Origin of the sequence: Mycolicibacterium madagascariense, from assembly GCF_010729665.1 — a bacterium.
GTDB classification, from domain to species: Bacteria; Actinomycetota; Actinomycetes; order Mycobacteriales; family Mycobacteriaceae; genus Mycobacterium; species Mycobacterium madagascariense.
Map to the genome: position 1 here is coordinate 3,075,865 of NZ_AP022610.1, position 14,463 is coordinate 3,090,327.

At 71.0% G+C, this 14,463-nt stretch carries 14 protein-coding genes; 6 read left to right on the forward strand and 8 right to left on the reverse strand.

Going from position 1 to position 14,463, the window contains the following annotated elements:
• Nucleotides 1-11 precede the first annotated feature (11 nt).
• The 3 genes from G6N60_RS14405 (at nt 12) to G6N60_RS14415 (ending at nt 4,018) form a co-directional block, all read left to right on the forward strand.
• Nucleotides 12-1,181, forward strand: a complete 1,170-nt coding sequence (locus G6N60_RS14405) for an LLM class flavin-dependent oxidoreductase (RefSeq protein WP_163738294.1) — start codon at nt 12-14, stop codon at nt 1,179-1,181.
• Nucleotides 1,178-2,371: an SfnB family sulfur acquisition oxidoreductase gene (locus G6N60_RS14410; RefSeq protein ID WP_163738297.1), complete on the forward strand. Its 1,194-nt coding sequence runs from the start codon at nt 1,178-1,180 to the stop codon at nt 2,369-2,371. Before G6N60_RS14405 ends, G6N60_RS14410 begins: the two co-directional genes overlap by 4 nt.
• A gap of 84 nt (nt 2,372-2,455) precedes the next feature.
• Nucleotides 2,456-4,018 carry a class I SAM-dependent methyltransferase gene (locus G6N60_RS14415; protein ID WP_163738300.1) on the forward strand — a complete coding sequence of 521 codons (1,563 nt, stop codon included), beginning with the start codon at nt 2,456-2,458 and terminating at the stop codon, nt 4,016-4,018.
• A 4-nt stretch (nt 4,019-4,022) separates the two neighbouring features.
• Here G6N60_RS14415 and G6N60_RS14420 read toward each other — a convergent pair whose 3' ends face one another.
• From G6N60_RS14420 to ripD, 3 genes are read right to left on the reverse strand one after another with little or no spacing between them, the layout of a single operon-like run.
• A complete protein-coding gene (locus tag G6N60_RS14420) occupies nt 4,023-5,870 on the reverse strand; it encodes a fatty acyl-AMP ligase (protein WP_163738303.1) in 1,848 nt (615 codons plus the stop codon).
• A 36-nt stretch (nt 5,871-5,906) separates the two neighbouring features.
• Nucleotides 5,907-6,932 carry an NADP-dependent oxidoreductase gene (locus G6N60_RS14425; protein WP_163738306.1) on the reverse strand — a complete coding sequence of 342 codons (1,026 nt, stop codon included), beginning with the start codon at nt 6,930-6,932 and terminating at the stop codon, nt 5,907-5,909.
• A 6-nt stretch (nt 6,933-6,938) separates the two neighbouring features.
• Entirely contained in the window at nt 6,939-7,544 is a 606-nt protein-coding gene (gene ripD / locus G6N60_RS14430; RefSeq protein WP_163738310.1) for an NlpC/P60 family peptidoglycan-binding protein RipD, read from the reverse strand.
• A gap of 137 nt (nt 7,545-7,681) precedes the next feature.
• Here ripD and tenA point away from each other — a divergent pair, with 137 nt between their 5' ends.
• Entirely contained in the window at nt 7,682-8,365 is a 684-nt protein-coding gene (gene tenA / locus G6N60_RS14435; protein WP_372510931.1) for a thiaminase II, read from the forward strand.
• Nucleotides 8,366-8,474: 109 nt separating this feature from the next.
• Entirely contained in the window at nt 8,475-9,416 is a 942-nt protein-coding gene (locus tag G6N60_RS14440; RefSeq protein WP_163738316.1) for a R2-like ligand-binding oxidase, read from the forward strand.
• A 3-nt stretch (nt 9,417-9,419) separates the two neighbouring features.
• Here G6N60_RS14440 and tpx read toward each other — a convergent pair whose 3' ends face one another.
• From tpx to G6N60_RS14460, 4 genes are read right to left on the reverse strand one after another with little or no spacing between them, the layout of a single operon-like run.
• Nucleotides 9,420-9,914: a thiol peroxidase gene (tpx, locus tag G6N60_RS14445; RefSeq protein WP_163738319.1), complete on the reverse strand. Its 495-nt coding sequence runs from the start codon at nt 9,912-9,914 to the stop codon at nt 9,420-9,422.
• A 56-nt stretch (nt 9,915-9,970) separates the two neighbouring features.
• On the reverse strand, nt 9,971-10,987 hold the full coding sequence (locus G6N60_RS14450; RefSeq protein WP_163738322.1) for an NAD(P)/FAD-dependent oxidoreductase: 1,017 nt from the start codon (nt 10,985-10,987) through the stop codon (nt 9,971-9,973).
• Nucleotides 10,984-11,493 (reverse strand): isoprenylcysteine carboxyl methyltransferase family protein, encoded by a 510-nt coding sequence (locus G6N60_RS14455; RefSeq protein WP_163743970.1) that lies wholly within the window; start codon nt 11,491-11,493, stop codon nt 10,984-10,986. Before G6N60_RS14455 ends, G6N60_RS14450 begins: the two co-directional genes overlap by 4 nt.
• Nucleotides 11,494-11,498: 5 nt before the next feature.
• Nucleotides 11,499-12,557: a type III polyketide synthase gene (locus G6N60_RS14460; RefSeq protein WP_163738325.1), complete on the reverse strand. Its 1,059-nt coding sequence runs from the start codon at nt 12,555-12,557 to the stop codon at nt 11,499-11,501.
• 266 nt (nt 12,558-12,823) lie between these two features.
• Here G6N60_RS14460 and G6N60_RS14465 point away from each other — a divergent pair, with 266 nt between their 5' ends.
• Nucleotides 12,824-13,489, forward strand: a complete 666-nt coding sequence (locus G6N60_RS14465) for a cutinase family protein (protein WP_372510932.1) — start codon at nt 12,824-12,826, stop codon at nt 13,487-13,489.
• Nucleotides 13,490-13,496: 7 nt separating this feature from the next.
• On the opposite strand, the gene G6N60_RS14470 is transcribed toward G6N60_RS14465, so the two are convergent.
• Nucleotides 13,497-14,423, reverse strand: a complete 927-nt coding sequence (locus G6N60_RS14470) for an enolase C-terminal domain-like protein (protein ID WP_163738328.1) — start codon at nt 14,421-14,423, stop codon at nt 13,497-13,499.
• Nucleotides 14,424-14,463: the final 40 nt, after the last annotated feature.

Below are 14,463 nucleotides of genomic sequence, written 5' to 3' on the forward strand. Positions count from 1 at the left end.
AGCGACAGCACGTGACCGTGAAACTCCATTGGTTCCTGCCCACCTACGGCGACAGCCGCCACATCGTGGGTGGCGGCCACGGCACCCCGGCCGGCGCCGCGCACAGCGACCGCGACGCCTCCATCGACTACCTCGCCTCGATCGTCAGGGCCGCCGAGACGTTCGGGTTCACCGGCGCTCTGATACCGACCGGCGCGTGGTGCGAGGACGCCTTCGTCACCGCGGCTCTGCTCGCGCGCGAAACCACCTCGCTGGCCTTCCTCGTCGCGTTCCGTCCCGGTCTGGTCAGCCCGACCCTGTCGGCACAGATGGCGGCCACCTTCGCGCGGCACGCGCCGGGCCGCATCCTGCTCAACGTCGTCGTCGGGGGTGAAGCCCACGAGCAGCGCGCCTTCGGCGACCATCTGGACAAGGACGCCCGCTACGAGAGGTGCGACGAGTTCCTCGACGTCGTGCGCCGCCTGTGGGCCGGCGAGACCGTCACGAAGGACGGCACGCACATCACGGTCGAGGAGGCGTCGCTGGCGACGCTGCCGAACCCCGTGCCGCCGTTGTACTTCGGCGGCAGCTCGGCCGCCGCCGGCCCCGTCGCGGCGCGCCACGCCGACGTGTACCTCACCTGGGGCGAACCCCCGGAGGCCGTGCGCGAGAAGGTCGAGTGGATCCGCAAGGAAGCTGCCGACGAGGGCCGCACCGTCCGTTTCGGCATTCGCCTGCACACCATCTCGCGCGACACCACCGACGAGGCGTGGGCGCAGGCCGACAGGCTCATCGGCGCGCTCGACGAGGACACCGTCGCGGCGGCCCAGGCGGGGCTGAGCCGCAGCCAGTCCGAGGGACAGCGGCGGATGCGCGCCCTGCACGAGGCGAACCGGGCCGACGGCTCCTGGAGCAATGCGCGCAGTCTCGAGGTTGCGCCCAACCTGTGGGCCGGTGTCGGACTCGTGCGCGGCGGGGCGGGCACCGCCCTGGTCGGCAGCCACACCGACGTCGCCGACCGCATCGCCGAGTACGCCGAGGTCGGGATCGACGAGTTCATCTTCTCCGGCTATCCCCACCTCGAGGAGCTGTTCTGGTTCGGCGAGGGCGTCGTGCCGATCCTGCGCGAGCGCGGCCTCTTCGACGCCGGACGCCTCGACGCGGCGCCCGCGTCGATTCCGTTCGTCGGCTCCGCGCGGTGATCGCCACCGCCGCGGCCGTGGCGGTGGCGCAACGACTCGCCGAGGACGTCGGTGCGCAGGCCGGCGCCAGGGACGCGGCCCGCGAGCTTCCCCACGACCAGGTGAAGGCGCTCAAGGAGTCCGGGCTGCTGGCGCTGACCGTCCCCCGCGAGCACGGCGGCGTCGACGCGCCCGCGACCGTGGTGGCCGAGGTGTTCCGCGTGCTGGCCGACGCCGACCCATCGCTGGCGCAGATTCCCCAGTCGCACTTCACCTTTCTGGAGGCTCTGCGGCTGCAGGGCACCCCCGGGCAGCGCTCCTTCTTCTACGGCTTGGTGTGCCAGGGCGCGCTCTTCGCCAACGCCCAGACCGAACGGGGACCGCACCCGGTCGACGTGGACGCCACCACCCTGACCCCGGACGCCACGGGCGACTTCGTCCTGTCCGGTCGCAAGTTCTATTGCACGGGAGCGTTGTTCGCGGACTGGGTGATCGTCCGCGCGTCCCTGTCGGACGGCTCGGGGACCACTCCTACCGCGGCCACCCCCAAGGCGGTGGCCTTCGTGCCGCGCGACGTCGACGGCCTCGAGATCGTCGACGACTGGGACGGCATGGGGCAGCGCACCACGGCGTCCGGCACCGTCACCCTGCAGGACGTGCGGGTGCCTGCCGCGCACGTCGTGCCGTTCACCCCGATCTTCGCCGGCCCCACCGTCTACGGCGCCAACGCCCAACTGCTGCACGCCGCGATCGACGTCGGCATCGCGACGGGCGCATTCGCCGAGGGCGTCCGGCAGGCCGCCAAGGCCAGGCCCCACTTCGAGGCGGGCGTGGCGAGCGCGGCCGAGGACCCGACCCTGATCCAGGTGGCCGGTGAGCTGCTGGTCACGGTGCGCGGAGCCCAGGCCCTGCTCGCCGAGGCCGCCGCGCGGGTGGACGCCGCGCGCGCCGACCTGACCGCGGACACGGCGGCACGAGCTTCGGTCGCGGTGGCGATCGCGAAGGTCGCCGCGGTGCGGGCGGCCCTGGAGGCGGCCAACGCGCTCTTCGAACTCGGCGGCACCCGCAGCGCATCGGCGGCCGCAAACCTGTCCCGGCACTGGCGCGATGCCCGCACCCACACCCTGCACGACGCGACCCGGTGGAAGGTGCAGCACCTCGGCCGGTACGCGCTGTCGGGCACCGAACCGCCCCGGCACGGACAAATCTGATCGACCCATGTGACGTTCCCCCCGCCATGCTGTGATCGAATGACGGGGGCCAGAGCGGTCTGGTGAACGATCAAGGGGCAGACGTTGATTCAGCGAGCGGATCAGACGAACGCAGTCGACGCCCTGCGTTCGGACTACGACAAGACGCCGTACACCTCGAATTCATTTCCGCAGTCGGCGCCGGGCAAGCTTGCGGCGATCGCGCACCTGTTCGGACTGCCCGCACCCGAGGTCGCCCGTGCGCGCGTCCTCGAGATCGGTTGTGCCGCCGGGGGAAACCTCATCCCCTTCGCCGCGACGCATCCGCAGGCCCGGGTGGTCGGGATCGATCTGTCAGAGGTGCAGATCGAGCAGGGCCGGACCCAGGCCCGCGCCGTCGGTGTCGACAACCTCGAGCTCATCGCCGGTGACGTCGCACGGCTCGATCTCGCGGCGCTCGGTCGGTTCGACTTCGTCATCGCCCACGGTGTCTACAGCTGGGTGCCGCCGCAGGTGCAGGACGCGCTCCTCGCGGCCATCCGCTCGACGCTGACGCCCACTGGTGTCGCCTACGTCAGCTACAACACCTACCCGGGCTGGAAGTCCAAGGAGACCCTGCGCGACGCCATGCTGCTCGCCAGCGGGGCGCACACCACCCCGCAGGACAAGGCCCGCGAGGCCCGCGCGATGGCCGACTTCCTCGAAGCCGCGGCGCCCGCGGACAGCGTGCTGGCCAAGGTCGTCGCCGTCGCCAAGGACCACGCCCTCGGGTTCGCCGACTCCTACCTCCTGCACGACGAGCTGGCCGCGTTCAACGCCCCGTGCTACTTCTACGAGATGATCGGCCGAGCGGGCGCGCACGGTCTGACGTACCTGGCGGAGGCCCACGTCGAGACCATGTTCCCCGGCAACTTCGGTCCCACGGTGAAGGACTTCCTCGACGCCAAGTGCGGCGGCGTTCAGGTCCTGATCGAGCAGTACCTCGACTTCGTCCTCAACCGCATGTTCCGGGAGACGCTGTTCGTCCACGCCGACGCCACGCCACGCATCAGCCATCAGCCGGACCCCGGCCGGTACCGGCCTCTTCACGTGGCGGCGTGGGTGCCGCCGGCCGCCGAGCCGACGGTGCTCGACCATTCGCGTCAGGAGTACGTCGTCTCCGATGCGACCTTGTTCACGAATGATCCCGGGGTCAAGGCCGCGATGGACGCGTTCAGTGCGCGTTGGCCCTGGACCCTGTCGCGACAGGAGCTGTTCGACGCCGTGCACGGGCGGCTGGTGTCCGCCGGACTGACTCCCAGCGACCAACTCGCGGGCCACCTCGACAACCTGGTGGGGGTGTTGATCACGCAGGGCGTGGCCAATTTCCGGCTGACTCCGGTGATACCCGAAAGCGCTTCTGGCGCTTTTCGACTCGACGAGCGCGTGCGCCGGATGGCGGAGCTGACCCGCGAGCGGGATGGCGCAGCCCGCACGTTCAACGTCTGGCACGAGACGGTGGAGTTGTCACCGGTCGATGGCCACCTGGTACCGCTGCTGGACGGCAGCCGCGATCGCGATGCGCTGCTGACCGCCCTGTCGGCCACGATGCAGGACGAGCCAGCCGTCCTCGCCGACCTCGTCGACACCCTGCCGCAGCGCCTGGTCGAGATGAAGCTGCTGGGCTGACGGGTCAATCCCATTGGCCGGCAAGGTATTGCGCGCGACAGGCCCGGCGCGCGAGCTTGCCGCTGGTGGTCCGCGGAATGGCGCCCGCGGGGAGCAGACGCACGTCGTGCACCGCCAGCGCGTGCCGCTCGGCCACGGCCGTCCTGATCGCCGCCAGCGCGGCCGCGGGGTCACCGCGGTGCGAGCGGGCCGCCCGCTCGGCGATGATCACCAGCCGTTCGCCGCCAACGTCGCGGCCATCGGGCGCGGGAATGGTGAAGGCTGCCACGTATCCCCGTCGTACGGCGGGTGAGGCATCGGCGGTCGTCGCCTCCACGTCCTGCGGGTAGACGTGGCGGCCGTCCACCTCGATGCGGTCGACGATGCGGCCGGTGACGTATAGCTCGCCGTCGAGGTAGACCCCGAGATCGCCTGTGCGCAGCCATCTTCCGTCGATCGGTGGACCGGCCGCATGGCTGCCGTCGGTCAGTCGGGACCGCAGCGTGGCGCCGAACGTGCGGGCGGTCTCCTCGGGCTGCCCCCAGTAACCGCGCCCGACGTTGTCGCCGTGCAACCACATCTCCCCCACCCGGCCGTCGGGAAGCTCGTCGCCGGTGTCGGGATCTACGACCGCGGCCCACAGGCTGCGTGCGACCTGACCGGAGGAGACCTGCGCCACCGCGCCCGGGGCGTCGGCCGGGACGGGAACCGCCCGCCCGGCGGCGAGCTCGTCGCGGTCGAAGTACGTCACCGCGGGCGCCGCCGTCGGCGCGGTGGTCGCGACGAACAGCGTGGCCTCGGCGATGCCGTAGGAGGGCTTGATCGCGGTCGCGGGCAAACCGTACGGCGCGAAGGCCTCGTGGAAGGCGGTGATGGCCTCGACGCTGACCGGCTCCGACCCGATGATGAGCACCACGTGGCTCAGGTCGACGTCGGCCCCCGGCGCCGGACGTCCCCGCTGCGCCGTCCACTCGTAGGCGAAGTTCGGGGCGGCCGTGACGACGCGACCGTGGCTCGAGCCCTCTGACAGCGCGCGGATCCAGCGTTCCGGACGGCGGATGAACGCCGTCGGCGACATCAGCGTGGAGTGGCCGCCGTACACCGCGGGAAAGCCGATCATCGACAGCCCCATGTCGTGGTAGAGCGGTAACCAGCTGACGCCGTGGGTGTTTCGGTCCAACAGGTCGATGGAGAGGATCATCTGGATCAGGTTGGTCCCGACCGCCCGGTGGGTGATCTCGACGCCGACGGGCGGACGGGTCGACCCCGAGGTGTACTGCAGGTGCGAGACGTCGTCGACGTCGACCTCGACGGGAACGAAGTCGACGTGCGCGGCATCCGGGATGTCGTCGACGACGAGGAGGCGCGGGCGCAGCTCGGGGGGCAGGGTGTCCAGGAAGGCCTCGACCGCCTCGGTGGCCGCCGCGGTCACCAGCACGACGGCGGGCCGGGAGTCGCGCAACGCGGTGTCGAGCCGCTCGGCGTGACCGGGCAACTCCGGCGCGAAAAGCGGCACGGCAACGGTGCCCGTCCGGATGGCGGCGTAGAAGGCCGCGACGTAGTCGAGGCCCTGCGGCGCGAGGATCGCCACGCGATCACCGCGGGACACCAGCTGCTGCAGGCGTGCGCCGATGGCCCGCATCCGGACGCCGAGCTGGGCCCACGTCAGCTCGACGACCCGGCCGTCGTCGGCGCCGGCGTAGTCCAGATAGCGGTAGGCGACCGCGTCGCCGACGAAGGTGATGTTGCGGTCGATCAGCGACGACAGCGTGACGTCCGGGGGCATCTCGACGTTGCCCTCGGCATCGAGACAATCCTCGATCCGCAGCAGACCGGTGGGAGCGACGAAGTCCTGCCGAGCACCGCGAGCCATGTCGGCAGTCTATGCGGCGCAACGGATCACGGCCGTTCAGCCAGAGCTCGGCGCCGCGATCCTGACGAGCATCTTGCCGATGTTGGCCCCCGTGAACAGGCCGTTGAGCGCATCGACGCACGATTCGATTCCGTCATAGATCGTCTCGCGGTGCACCAGCAGACCGCGCGCCTCCCAGGCCCGCAGCGCGGCGAAGGCCTCGTCGAACCGACCCCACTCGTCGAGGGCGTTGAACCCCTGCATCGTGGCGGTCCTGGCGAGCAGGTTGACGTAGTTGGCCGGCCCGGGATGCTCACCGGTCAGGTAGCTGGAGATGACGCCGCACAGCACGACCCTGGCTTTGGACGCCAGCCGCCCCAGCACGGCGTCGAGGATCGGACCGCCGACGTTGTCGAAGTACACGTCGACCCCGCGCGGGCAGTGGGCCTTGAGCGCGGCGCCCACGTCGCCCTCCCGGTAGTCGATGCACGCGTCGAACCCGAAGTCCTCGACCACGGCGCGGCACTTGTCCGGCCCGCCGGCGATGCCCACCACCCTGGCACCGGCGATCTTCGCGATCTGACCCGCCACCGAACCGGTCGCACCCGCGGCGGCCGAGACCACGACGGTCTCCCCCGCCTGCGGCCGCCCGACGTCGTTCATCCCGAAGTAGGCGGTGGCCCCGGTCGGGCCGTAGATGGACATGACCGCGGGCTGGTCGATCTCGGCCATTCCGGTCACGGGCGTGCAGAACAGGTCGTCGCGGACGATGACGTACTCCTGGAACCCGGACAGCGTGGTGACCACGTCGCCGACGGCGTAGGCGGGGCACCGGGACTCCACGACCTCGCCGATGCCCGCCGCCCTGACGACCTCGCCGAGTCCGACGGGCGGCAGGTATCCCGGCTGATCGTCGAGCCAGGTCCTGGCCGCGGCATCGATGCCGACGTAGGTCGTCCGCACCAGCGCCTCGCCGTCACCGGGCCGGGGCGCCGGCGTGACGACGAGTTCGGTGTCGTCGGGCCGAACCAGACCCGTCGGTCGCCGTCGCAGGACGATCTGGCGGTTCAGCAGGTCGGCCATTGCTGGTCAGGCGATGATGCGGCCGAGGTAGGGCGTCATGCCGTTGGTGCGCACCGGCGAAACCTTCACGACCGGGTCGGTCGCCTCCAGCATCTGCCCGTTGCCGAGGAACAGTGCGACGCTCTGCGCGCCGTCCGGGCCGTAGAAGATCAGGTCGCCAGGCAGGGCCTGGCTGGGGGCGATCTTCTGGGCCGCCCGGTACTGGTCGCCCGACGAGCGCGGCATCTTGATGCCGGCGCCCGCGAAGGCGTAGACGATGAGGCCCGAGGCGTCGAACCCGACGACGCGGGGCGCCGGCGCCGGCGCCGGCAGCACACCGAGCAGGGGCGCACCGGGGACGGTGCCGAAACCGGTGGCCGGGTCGGTGCCCGGCACGTTGGCGCGCTGCTCGGTGGTGAGGTCGTCATTCGTCGCACCGCTGCCGAGGCTGGGGCCGTTGGCGTCACCGCCGCCGTAGGAGAACGGAACACCGCGCTGGGACAGCGCGCGCGAGATCACGAAGTCGATGGCCTGCTGGTTGCGCGCCGGCCGCGTGAACGGATCGGCGTTGGCCACGCCCGGCGTCACCGCCAGCAAAGCCAGGCTGATCATCACGGCGTAGATGCGTCGCATCGTCCATCCCTCTCTCTTCGATCGAACACGTCACTTCTACCGCTCGGGATGCCCGCAATCCCAATTGCCGCGTGGCTCAACGCCAATGAGCCGCCATACCGTGACCGAACGGTGACGCCCGCCGACCGGTAGGTTGCATGGCCATGGACGCACGCTCGGGAACCTGGTCGGCTCGGTTGTGGGACGACGTCGAGACGATCTTCGCGGCGATCCTCGAGCATCCGTTCGTGACCGGGCTGACCGACGGCAGCCTCGAACCCGAGGTCTTCGCGCACTACGTCGCCCAGGACGTCCACTACCTCCGCGACTACGCCCGGGCGCTGGCGATCGTCGGCGCCAAGGCGCCCACGCTGGCGGACACCGCGATGTTCGCCCGGCACGCGGCCGAGGTGTACGACGTCGAACTCGCCCTGCACGGATCGCTGCTGCCCGCCCTCGGCCTGGACCCCGGCGCGGTCGACGCCACCCCGGTCGCCCCCACGACGCAGGCCTACTGCAGCTACCTGCTGGCCACGACGCTCGCCGGCAGCTTCGCCGACGGGTTGGCCGCGGTCCTGCCCTGCTACTGGATCTACGCCAGGGTCGGTGCCGCGCTGCTCGCCGAGGGGTCGCCCGATCCGCGGTTTCAGCGGTGGATCGACAGCTACGGCGGGGAGGACTTCGCGGCCACCGTCGGCCAGGTGCTCGACCTGACCGACCGCCTCGGGGCCACGCTCAGCCCGGCGCAGGAGGCCTCCGCCCGGGCGCACTTCGTCACGACGTCGCGCTACGAGTGGATGTTCTTCGACGCGGCCCACCGTCGCGAGGCGTGGCCGGTCTGAGGCCGCGACCGGATCGCCGATTCCGGTCCCCGCCGACACCGTCGCGGAGCACGATGGGGGTAGGGGCCCGACGGGCCCGTCACCGACGTCACCGCAGGAGGACGGCACCATGACACGCACCGGGCTCGGATCGCTTCGGCAGGGTGGACTCAACTGGAATAGCTTGCCGCTGAAGCTCTTTGCCGGCGGGAACGCGAAGTTCTGGGATCCCGCCGACATCGACTTCAGCAGGGACCGCGAGGATTGGCAGTCGCTGACGGAGGTCGAGCGCGACTGGGCGACCCGGCTGTGCGCCGAGTTCATCGCCGGTGAGGAGGCGGTCACCGAGGACATCCAGCCGTTCATGTCGGCGATGCGGGCCGAGGGGCGCCTGGGCGACGAGATGTACCTGACCCAATTCGCGTTCGAGGAGGCCAAGCACACCCAGGTGTTCCGCCTGTGGCTCGACGCCGTGGGGGTCACCGAGGACCTGCACCACTACCTCGACGACCTGCCCGCCTACCGCCAGATCTTCTACGAGGAGCTACCCGAGTCGCTCGAGCGGCTGACGACCGACCCGTCGCCGGCGGCCCAGGTCGCCGCGTCGGCGACGTACAACCACGTCATCGAGGGCATGATGGCGCTCACGGGATACTATGCGTGGCACAAGATTTGCGTGAGCCGCGACATCCTGCCCGGCATGCAGGAGCTGGTGCGCCGCATCGGTGACGACGAACGCCGCCACATGGCGTGGGGCACGTTCACCTGCCGGCGGCACGTGGCGGCCGACGACGCCAACTGGGCGGTGTTCGAGACGCGCATGAACGACCTGATCCCGCTGGCGCTGAGCAACACGCAGGAGGGGTTCGCGCTCTACGACGAGATCCCGTTCGGCCTCGAGATGGACGAGTTCATGCAGTACGCCTCCGACAAGGGCATGCGGCGCTTCGGCACCATCGGCAGCGCCAGGGGCAGGGCGGTCGAGGAGATCGACCTGGACTACTCGCCGCTGCACCTCGAGGAGACGTTCGCCGACGAGGACCGCAAGGCCCTCGCCGGCGCGTCGGCCTAGCGGTTAGCGCAGCGCGGCGAGCGCGGCGTCGTAGTCCGGCTCCTCGGCGATCTCGGGAACCAGCTCGGAGTAGGCGACGTTGCCGTCGGTGCCGATGACGACGACGGCGCGGCCCAGCAGCCCGGCCATCGGGCCGTCGGTGATGGTGATGCCGTAGTCCGCGCCGAAGGTGTCGCGGAAGGCCGACGCCGGCTTGACGTTGTCGATGCCCTCGGCGCCGCAGAACCGGTTCTGCGCGAACGGCAGATCGTTCGACACGCACAGCACCGCGACACCGCTGTCGGCGACGCGCTCGTTGAAGGTACGCACGCTCGTCGCGCACACCGGCGTGTCCACCGAGGGAAAGATGTTGAGCAGCAAGGCCTTTCCGCGGTAGTCCTCACTGGTGACGGTGCCGAGGTCGGTACCGGTGAGGGTGAACGCCGGGGCAGGCGATCCGACGGCGGGAAGCTCGCCGACGGTGTTGATGGGATTTCCACGCAGGGTTATCTGTGCCATGGCCACAGTCTGCCAAGGTGGGGACGGTTGCGTCGCGCCGGGGGTGGGTCGGCTGCTCAGTACGCGAGCTGATTGACCGCCGCAGCGAACACACCCGGCAGAACCGTTGCCGCAGGCACGATCCGGGCCCGCAACCCGGCGTGGGCACCGGCCCGCACCAGACCCGCGGTGAGGAGGCGATACCTGCGGGTGGCCCGGCGCCACCGGCGGTCGTAGTCCCCGGGCCGTCCGGTGACGATGGAGTCGACGAGCAGCTCCGCGGCGCCGAACGCCAGGCCCATGCCCTCCCCGGTCAGTGCGTCGACGTAACCCGCTGCGTCACCGACCAAGAGCACGCGCCCCGCGGTCCGGCTGCTGACGTTCTGCCGCAACGGGCCCGCGGCGCGGTCCTGGCCGTGCGCGTGACCGTGCACCCGGGCTGCCAGTTCGGGGAACTCCTCGAGGTGACGGTCGAAGCCGCCGCGGGTGGAACCGAGGATCGCGATGCCGACGCAGTCCTCGGCGACGGGCGTGACGTAGGCCTCGGCACCGGGCGCCCAGTGCACCTCCACCGAATCCGTCCACGGGGCGATCTGGACGTGGCGGCGAATGCCCCACCGGCGCGGGCCTCGGCCCGGCCTTTCCAGACCCAGCGAACGCCGGATCGGCGAGTGCAGGCCGTCGGCCGCCGCGAGGTAGCGAGCCTGCAGTCCGCCCGTGCGGACCGACGACGCGTCCTGCTGCACGCGGCCGACAGTGGCCTCGACGACGCGCACGCCCGCCTCGTCGGCAGCCTTCTGCAGCGCCGTACTGAGGACCGTGCGACGCACGCCGAGGCCGGCGCCGGCGCGGAACGGGGCCTCCACGCGTCGGGCGCCATCCAGGTAGCGGATGCCGCGCAAGGGTCTGCCCTCCGGCGCCACCCCGAGGGTGTCGAGGTGCGCCAGGGTGTGGGGCATCATGCCCTCCCCGCAGGCCTTGTCGATGGCACCGTGGCGGCGCTCGACGACGGTGACGTCGAGGCCCGCCCGTCGGGCGTAGAGCGCGGTGGCCAGCCCGGCGGGGCCGCCACCGACCACCAGGAGGTCGATCACCTCAGGCTCGCGAGCGCATCGTTCTCGACGCCGATCCTGGTGCGCAACAACAGCGCATTGAGAGCGGTGAACACCAGCGCGGTCACCCACGCGGTGTGCACCAGCGGCAGCGCGACACCCTCCACCACGACCGCCACGTAGTTCGGATGCGGGATCCACCGATACGGTCCACCCACCACGCGCGACGCGCCGGGGATGATCACCACCCGCGTATTCCATTGCGGGCCAAGCGTTGTGATGCACCACCACCGCAGCACCTGGGCGGCGACCACGAGGGCCAGCATCGGCCAGCCGAGTGCCGGGAGGAACGGCCGGTCCGCGACCAGCGGCTCCACCACGCAGCCCACCAGCAGTCCGACGTGCAGCACCACCATCGCGGGATAGTGGCCGGCCCCGAACTCGGTGCCACCCCGCTCGCGGCTCCAGGCCAGATGACGTTGCGACACGACCAGTTCCGCGACGCGCTCCACCACCACGGCGCCGATCAGCAGCAGATACCAGAGCATGTCGGTCACCGCCACCGCAGCAGCACGAGCTCGGAGCAGAAGCCCGGGCCCATCGCCATCATCAACCCCGACGTGCCCGGTTCCGGTCGCTTGGCGATGGTGTCGCGCAGCACGTGCAGCACCGAGGCCGACGACAGGTTGCCGACCTCGGCCAGCGACCGCCAGGTCAGCTCGAGCGCGTCGTCGGACAGGCCCAGCGTCGCGGTGATCGCCTCGATCACCTTCGGACCGCCGGGATGGCTGACCCAGGTCCCGACCTCCGCGATCGAAGAGCCATGGGCGGCAAGGAAGTTCGTCACGTCGTCGCCGAGGTACTGCTCGACCACCTTGGGGACGTCGGGTGAGAGCACCAGCCGGAACCCGCTGCCGTCGATGTCCCATCCCATGGTGCGCTGCGAGTCCGGGTACAGGTGGCTGCGGGAGTCGAGCACGTCGGGACCCGACGCGCCGATCGCCTGTGCGCGGCGATCGCCGACGGCGACGACGGCGGCCGCACCGTCGCCGAACAGGCTGCTGCCCACGACGGTCGCCATCGACGGATTGCGCTTGGGCACCAGGGAGCACAGCTCGACGGCCACCAGCACCGCGACGTCGTCGGGCGCACCGCGCAGGTAGTCGTTGAGTCGCGCCACCCCGGCCGCGCCCGCGACGCAGCCGAGGCCGAACATCGGCACCCGGCGGACGTCGGGACGAAGACCGATGCGGGCGGCGATGCGGGCCTCGAGCGTAGGCACCGCCAAGCCGGTCACCGTCGTGGAGTAGATGACGTCGACGTCGCTCGGTCGAAGACCCGCGTCCTCGAGCGCCCCCAGCACGGCTGCGCAGCCCAGCTCGACGGCGTGCTCGATGAAGACGTCGTTGGCCCGGCCGAAGTCGTCGAGTTCGGCGTACTGCTCCAGCGACAGCACCATGTGCCGGGAGTCGACCTTGGCGCTGCGATGCAGCTTTCTGATGGGCTCGGCGTATTGCGCGTAGCCCGGGATGGACAACAGCGCCTCCGTCACCTCCGCCTGCGTGTAGCGGTTGGGTGGGAGTTCTCCTCGTACAGCGGCGATCACACTCATGGCACCTCCTGATAGGGATACGACACCCGCGGCCGGTGGGTTCACGGCCTCCCCGTCGAAGCGCGTGTCGGGACCAAGTCAGCGGCTGATGACTTGTCACGCTAGGCCACCCCACCCACCGTGTCAACAGCTGATGACTTACGTCCTGCCAAAGCTAACGATCTGGCAACCCTGGTCCGCGCACCCCCTGTTACCCGAGTGACGGAAGTGATAATTGGGTACCGAGTGGGGACCATCGATCACCAGTCTTCGAACGAGGAGCAGACGTGCACGTCACCGCGAGGGTTCAGCGGATCGCGCGTGCGCTGATCGGCACGCTGGCGGTCCTCGTCGTCGCGGCGCTCCCCCTCGTGGCCGCGCCGGTCGCCGTCGCGGCCGACTGCCCCGACATCGAGGTGGTGTTCGCGCGCGGCACCGACGAGCCGCCCGGTATCGGCGCCGTCGGCCAGGCGCTGGTCGACTCCTTGAAGGCGTTGGACAAGGGCAAGTCGATCCGCTCCTACGCCGTGCAGTACCCGGCGTCGTACGACTTCCTGGCCGTCGCCAACGGCGCCAACGACGCCAGCGCCCACATCCAGGCGACCGCGAAGGACTGCCCCAAGACCAAGATCGTGCTCGGCGGCTACTCGCAGGGCGCCGCGGTCGTCGACGTCGTCACCACCTCGCCGATCGCCGGTCTCGGGTTCAGCGACCCGCTGCCTCCTGCGATGGCCGACCACATCAGCGCCGTGGCCGTCTTCGGCAATCCCTCAGCGCGCCTTGGGCAACCGCTCACCACGCTCAGTCCCCTCTACGGGCCCAAGACCGCGGACATGTGCAACACCGCCGACCCGATCTGCTCGCTGGGCCAGAACTTCAACTCCCACGTGAGCTACCCGCAGTCCGGACTGGTGAAGAAGGCCGCCCAGTGGATCGTCGACAACCACCTGTGACGCCGGCTCAGGCGGCCGAGTACGCCGACCGCAGCCGCCGGCGCCACCAGTCGACCCGTTCGTCGGCGAGGGCGTAGCGCTGCAGCAGCAGAGGATCGGGCGCGGCGGACATCGGTGCGACCGGCAGATAGCCGTCCACGGGCACCAGGGCGCGTTGCGGGGACACCACGTCGCCGGTCAACGTCGCGGTGCCCAGCGCACAGGCGAACGGCAGCTCGGGCAGCGCTCCGGCCAACGCGAGGTCGGCAGCGGCGCCGACGCTGGTCTCCCGCGCCGAGGACACCACGCACGGACGCTCGCCGAGCTCGGCCAACCGCAGCGCGCGCCGCACGCCCCCCAGCGGCCCGCTCCGCAGCACGACGACGTCGACCATCTGGGCCCACCGCACGTCCCCGGCGATCGGAACGTCCACCGCGGCGCGCAGGGCGGCGACGTCGGCGGCGGTGGGGCAGTCCAGCTCGACGAACTCGAGCGCGCCCGCGGCCCGGGTCAGCGCCGCGATCGAGCGCGCCGCCGAGGAATCTACGAGTTCGGTTGCGCGACAACGCATGCGACCGTCGGGACCGAGCGCGTCGCGGACCGCTGCCACGCGGTCGACGTCCGCGGATAGCGTGTCGGGACGCAGGCCGACCTCCACGGCGGCGGTGCGGCACCCCGAGTCGACGACGATGCGGTGGGCCGCGACGGGGTCCACGGCGGCGACGGTGACCGCGATGGGGATGCGACCCCGTCGCGGGTCCGGCCAGCCCACGGTGCCGCCCTCCATCGCGGCGGTCAGCCACCGCACGGCGACCGCGTCGTCGGCGTCGTGGGGCGGGCTGAACTCCCCCCAGCTCTGCGGGCCCTCGAGCAGCATGCCCTCCCGCACGCCCGACCCGTCGCGCGTGGGGATGCCGAAGACCGGCGCGGCGTCGAAATCGATGAGAGCCTTCATCGGCTCCCAAGCTAGCCCCGGCATCGCCGCGTCGAACACG